Source organism: Amycolatopsis sp. NPDC051071, from assembly GCF_040682875.1.
In the GTDB taxonomy this organism is placed as follows: Bacteria; Actinomycetota; Actinomycetes; order Mycobacteriales; family Pseudonocardiaceae; genus Amycolatopsis.
The window spans coordinates 1-5,175 of the sequence record NZ_JBFBBY010000285.1; the positions used below are offsets into that span (position 1 = coordinate 1).

Sequence of the window (5,175 nt, forward strand, 5' to 3'; positions counted from 1 at the left end):
AAGGGACCTTTGCTATCACTCTCTTTTGGAAAGTGATAGCAAAGGTCCCTTGCTCTCTTCCCGCACCATAACCGCAGGTCAGACGCCCAGGCGAGAGCAAAGGTCCCTTGCTATCGCGCCACCCCGAGCCCCGCCAAGACCTCCCCCGCGGCCACCGTCAGCTCCGCCAGATCCGGCGGCCGCAGCGAGCCGGTCCCGGCCAGCGCGTCGAAGATCGTCCCGTCCAGCCATCCGACGAGCACCCGCGCATGCCGCTCGGGCTCCGCCGAGCCACAGCCGGCCAGCACCTCCGCACACCGCTTCCGGATGACCAGGCCCCCGCGGTCGTAGGCCTCACGCAACTCCGGCCGCCGCGTCGCTTCCAGCGCGAACTCGTACCGTGCGAGCATCCGCGTCCGCCCTTGCGTGATCGCCGCGTACGCGAATGTCGCCACGTACTCGGCCAGCCTGCCGGGCGGCGGGTCGAGGGTGACCTCGTCGAGTTCGACCATCCGCGTGATCGCCAGCTCCAGCAGCGCCGCCCTCGTCCGCGCGTAATACGAGGTCGAGCCCGACGGCAGCCCCGCGAGCCGGTCGACCGCGCGATGCGTGAGCCCGCGCATCCCCTCGGCCGCGATCACCTCGATGGCCGCGTCCCCGATCATCGCCTTTCGCACTCTACAAGTGTAGTAGTACTCTACAGCCGTAGAGGAGGTCACCATGCGCAAAGCGATCGTGGTCGGCGGAGGTATCGGCGGGCTCTGCACCGCCATCGGGCTGCACGGCATCGGCTGGGAGGTCACTGTCCTGGAACGGGCCCCGGAACTCACCGCCGTCGGCGCCGGCATCTCCCTGTGGCCCAACGCCCTGCGCTCACTCGAAACACTCGACGTCCACCTGGACAAGCTCCAAGAACAGTCGTCCGGTGGCCTCCACGACCGGAACGGCCGCCGCATCACCCGATGGGACGCCGACGCGTTCCGCCGCAACCACGGCCGCCCGCTCGCCGCCATCCACCGGGCCGACCTCATCAGCGCACTTCGGGACGCATTGCCCGCAAACAGCGTCCACACCGGCATAGAGGTCACGAGCCTCGGCGATCTGGACGCGGATCTCATCGTCGCCGCCGACGGAATCCACAGCGGACTCCGGAAATCGCTGTGGCCGGAGCATCCCGACCCGGTCTACAGCGGCAGCACGGCCTTCCGCGCGGTGACCACGCTCCCGCGTCCGGCAGATCTCAGCACGAGCTGGGACGACGGCGCCGAGATCGGCGTCATCCCGCTCCACGACGGCCGCGTCTACTGGTGGGCGTGCTACGTCGCCGAAGCAGGAATCCGATACGAAGACTTGAAGGCGTATCTACGTGAACGCTTCGGCGGCTGGCATGCGCCGATCCCCGAGCTCATCGACGCGACGACACCCGAAACGCTGCTCCACCACGACCTCTACTTGCTCGGCACTCCCCTGCCGTCGTACGTGAAAGGCCGCGTCGCGCTCCTCGGCGACGCGGCGCACGCGATGCCGCCCTTCCTCGGTCAAGGCGGCTGCCAGGCAATCGAAGACGCCGTCGTGCTCGCCGCCGCGCTCAGCACCACCGAGGACGTCGACGCGGCACTGAAGAGTTACGACGAGCAGCGCCGTCCACGCAGCCAGAGTGTCGTCAAGGCATCGACGCAAGCAGGCAAAGTGGGGCTACAGCTGCGAAATCCGCTTGCCGTGGCCGTCCGCAACGGCGTGCTCCGGCTGCTCCCCGGCGCGCTCACCGCCCGCATCGGCTCCGGCGTCAGCGGCTGGACGCCTCCGGTTCCCCGCCGACCAGCCCCGCCTCGTACGCGGTGATCGCGGCCTGCACGCGATTTCGTGCGCCAAGCCGGTTGAGAATGGTGCTCACGTAAGCCTTCACCGTGCCCTCGACGACGAACAGCCTACCCGCGATGTCCGCATTGGACAGTCCGGAACCGAGCAGCGCCAGCACTTCCTGCTCGCGCGGGGTCAGCTTGCCGATCAACGCCCGCGCGTCTTCCGCCCGGGAAACCCGGTTTCCCGAGAACCGCGCGATGACGCGCTGAGCGACCTTCGGCGAAAGGAACGCCGCCCCGCCGGCGACCGCGTGAATCCCGGACAGCAGTTCGCGCGGATCTCCGGATTTCAGCAGGAAACCACTCGCTCCGAGGCCGAGAGCACGTTCGATGTAGGCGTCCTCACCGAAAGTCGTCAGCATGATCACGCCGATGTCCGGGAGCAGCCGCCGGATCTCCTCGGCCGCCTTGAGCCCGTCCATGACCGGCATCCGGATGTCGAGGAGTACGACGTCCGGCCTGGTCGCCCGCGCCTGCTCGATGGCGGCACGGCCGTCCTCGGCCTCCGCGACCACTTCGATCCCGGCGTCCGCGGCCAGGATCGCCGACACACCGGCACGGATCATCGCCTCGTCATCGGCCAGCACCACCCGGATCATCCGGGTTCCCCCTTTGCTCGTCTTCACTGATCAAGTCCTTCGACACGAGTTTCCCGTCGGCGAAGCACAGCCGGTAGGCCTCGTAGTTCAAGTTGAGCACGCTGCGCTCGGTGCCGTAGTACTCGCAGATCGCCCCTGCCGGCACCGGCGGCTCCAACTCGCGCGGCCGCGCGATCCGCTGGCCTTCAGGCAGCACGGGGGCGATCTCCGCCCGTGTCTGTCCCGGCCGGATCCGGTCATAGTCGGCGCCTGCCAGTTCCGAGCGGTACCACTGGACAAGGAACACCGCACCGCTGATCGCGACCACCACGCCGAAAAGCCCGATCGGCACGACGATCGCCTGGATCAGGCTGCGCCGGACGTCACGGCGGGCGCGTTCCAGCTCCCTCGCCGACGTCGACTGCCCCACCTCGGCGTCCATCGCGGCCTGGCTCTCCGGCGTTTCCTCCGACGGCGCGGCGTCATGCGGCAGGATCGCGTGGACCTCGAAACCGCCGCCACGCGGTCCCGCACGCAGGGTCCCGCCGACCAGCCGGACCCGTTCACGCAGGCCGATCAGCCCTCGTCGCCCGGAAGACCGGCCGGGTAACGGCCCCGCGGGCGGCGCGGCGTTGACGACGGCGACGTCGGTCCGATCCGCCGACCGCACGACCCGCACCGTGACGGCGGCTCCGGGCGCGTGCTTCACGACGTTCGTCAACGACTCCTGGACCACGCGATACGCCGCCCTGTCGACCATCCGCGGTTCACCGGCGACGAGATCGTCCACAGAGGATTCGATCAGCACACCGGACGCCCTCGCCCGGTCGAGCAGTGCGTCGATGCTCTCGTGCACGGGCTCGGTCGGCGCGTCGTCCTCACGCAGTACGCCGATGATCTCGCGTAGCCGTTCGGTCGCCGTTGCCGCGCTCTGCCGCAGGTCACCCGCGGCCTGCCGCTGCTGCTCGTCGAGCCCGCCCGCGACCTCCAAGGCCGCCGCGCGGACCGCGATCAGGCTGAGTTCGTGGCCGAGGGAATCGTGCATGTCGCTGGCGATCCGGGTCCGCTCACGCAACCGCGCGCGATCCGCGATGAGCCGTTGGCGGCTCTCCATCTCCTCCGCACGCCGCCAGCCATCGCGTGCCATGTCCTCGCGCTGCCTGATGTACCGGCCCAGCAGCCACGGCGTCACCGATCCGAAGACCAGGACGCCGAGCAGCGCACCCCAGGCCGAGAAGCCGTCCTTGGCCCAGATCAGCGCGACGGGGACCGCCACCACCGAGACGACCGTGAAGACACGCAGCATCGGCTTCGCGACCGGCTGCCGGTAACCGGCGAGATAGCTCACCGCGACCAGGAGGAAGGCCTCCCAGATCGGCACTCGCCCGCCGAAACCCCCGAGGATCACGAAGGCGGCGACCATCGCGATGGCGAGTGAGACGACCGGATACCGGCGCGACAACGCGATCGCGGCCGTCGTCGCGGTGAGCCCGGCGACGAGTTCCAAGCGGTACGGGTTGTTCCCGGCGTCGATGGCGACGAACCCGCAGAGCCCGAGCCACAACGCGAGGTCCATGACCAACCGCCACCCGCGCCGCACGGGCTCCTCGACGTCCTTCACACGACCGGACGCTACAAGCCGCGACGACCGGTCCGCCATGGACGAAAGTCAAGGTCCCTCGGCTGAGGAAAACGCGCTCGTGAGGCATGATGATCGACCATGGCCGAGCGCACACTCTCCGGTCAGCTAGGCGGTCCTGTCCCGGCAGGCATCGAAGCGCTGGCCGACGACGAGAAACAGGACCTCTCCGACGCGTTGCGCGATGCGCGACACCGTCAGGCCAAGGCATTGGCCGAAGCGGGCGAAGAGGGCTTGAAGTACGTACCCGCGCTTCTACGGGGCACCATCCGCAAGGTGGTGGGCCTGTGACCACCGAGAACTTCGCCGCGCAGGCCGAAATCCTGAAACTCGCGCGTGTCCTCGGCTGCACCCCCGAGCGGCTCGCTTACCTCGAACGCGTGGACGCCGCCGAACTCCAGGCGTTCCGCGAACAGGTCACCGACACGTTGTTCGACGCCAACCTCGCCGTGCTCGAACGGATGGCGATGGCGAGCAGGCTGATCCCCAGCCCGATCCTCGCGAAGATCGCCGAGAAGGTCTTCGGCCCGCTCTTGTGCGCCCGGATCGCCGGGCTGGTGGACGTCTCCCGGGGCGTGGACGTGGCGAAACGGCTCAAGCCGCCCTTCCTGTGCGACGTCGCGGCCGAACTGGACCCGCGGCGGGCCAGTGCGATCATCGCGAAGATCCCGCTCGACACCGTCGTCGCGGTCGCCGTCGAGCTGGTGCGCCGCGAGGACTGGATCACCGTCGGCCGGTTCGTCGGCCACCTGCCCGACCCGACCGTGCGGAAGGCCCTCGGCGTCATCGGCGATGAGGCGCTGATCCGGATCGCGTTCGTCCTCGACGACAAGAGCCGGATCGACCACGTCCTCGGGCTGCTGTCCGAAGACCGGTTCCGGGGTCTCCTGCGGGTCGCGGCCGACGACGAGGAGCTGTGGGCGCCGATCCTCGACCTCCTCACCCACCTGAGCGAGAAGCGTGTCGAGCAATGGTCGCATCTGCTCGACGAACTCCCGCCTGAGCTGCGGGAACGCGTTCAGGAGACCCTCGGCCACGCGTCCTGACCCCGCTGTCGGGGGAGCAAGGGACCTTTGCTATCACTTTCCAAAAGAGAGTGATAGCAAAGGTCCCTTGC

6 protein-coding genes are annotated in these 5,175 nt (G+C 68.8%); 3 read left to right on the top strand and 3 right to left on the bottom strand.

The genetic code is table 11. The features are described from left to right. Positions 1–110: 110 nt before the first annotated feature. The gene (locus tag AB0M65_RS40030; RefSeq protein WP_364040608.1) at positions 111–656 is read right to left on the bottom strand and encodes a TetR/AcrR family transcriptional regulator; all 546 of its coding nucleotides are present in this window, start codon (positions 654–656) and stop codon (positions 111–113) included. Positions 657–699: 43 nt separating this feature from the next. Here AB0M65_RS40030 and AB0M65_RS40035 point away from each other — a divergent pair, with 43 nt between their 5' ends. Further along, a complete protein-coding gene (locus AB0M65_RS40035; RefSeq protein WP_364040611.1) occupies positions 700–1,821 on the top strand; it encodes an FAD-dependent monooxygenase in 1,122 nt (373 codons plus the stop codon). On the opposite strand, the gene AB0M65_RS40040 is transcribed toward AB0M65_RS40035, so the two are convergent. Together AB0M65_RS40040 and AB0M65_RS40045 are read right to left on the bottom strand one after the other, a co-directional pair. Next, positions 1,766–2,440, bottom strand: coding sequence for a response regulator transcription factor (locus tag AB0M65_RS40040; RefSeq protein ID WP_364040618.1), 675 nt, complete (start codon positions 2,438–2,440; stop codon positions 1,766–1,768). The genes AB0M65_RS40035 and AB0M65_RS40040 overlap by 56 nt on opposite strands. Next, positions 2,415–4,019 carry a histidine kinase gene (locus AB0M65_RS40045; protein ID WP_364040621.1) on the bottom strand — a complete coding sequence of 535 codons (1,605 nt, stop codon included), beginning with the start codon at positions 4,017–4,019 and terminating at the stop codon, positions 2,415–2,417. The genes AB0M65_RS40040 and AB0M65_RS40045 overlap by 26 nt, the downstream gene beginning before the upstream one ends. A gap of 120 nt (positions 4,020–4,139) precedes the next feature. Here AB0M65_RS40045 and AB0M65_RS40050 point away from each other — a divergent pair, with 120 nt between their 5' ends. Both AB0M65_RS40050 and AB0M65_RS40055 read left to right on the top strand, forming a co-directional pair. Beyond that, a complete protein-coding gene (locus tag AB0M65_RS40050) occupies positions 4,140–4,349 on the top strand; it encodes a hypothetical protein (RefSeq protein ID WP_181775064.1) in 210 nt (69 codons plus the stop codon). Continuing rightward, a complete protein-coding gene (locus tag AB0M65_RS40055; protein WP_364040615.1) occupies positions 4,346–5,104 on the top strand; it encodes a hypothetical protein in 759 nt (252 codons plus the stop codon). Before AB0M65_RS40050 ends, AB0M65_RS40055 begins: the two co-directional genes overlap by 4 nt. Positions 5,105–5,175 lie beyond the last annotated feature (71 nt).

Excerpts from the sequence above, each read along its gene's own strand:
- AB0M65_RS40035 (WP_364040611.1), top strand. The coding sequence starts at position 700 with ATGCGCAAAGCGATCGTGGTCGGCGGAGGTATCGGCGGGCTCTGCACC.
- AB0M65_RS40040 (WP_364040618.1), bottom strand. The coding sequence starts at position 2,440 with ATGATCCGGGTGGTGCTGGCCGATGACGAGGCGATGATCCGTGCCGGT.
- AB0M65_RS40050 (WP_181775064.1), top strand. The coding sequence starts at position 4,140 with ATGGCCGAGCGCACACTCTCCGGTCAGCTAGGCGGTCCTGTCCCGGCA.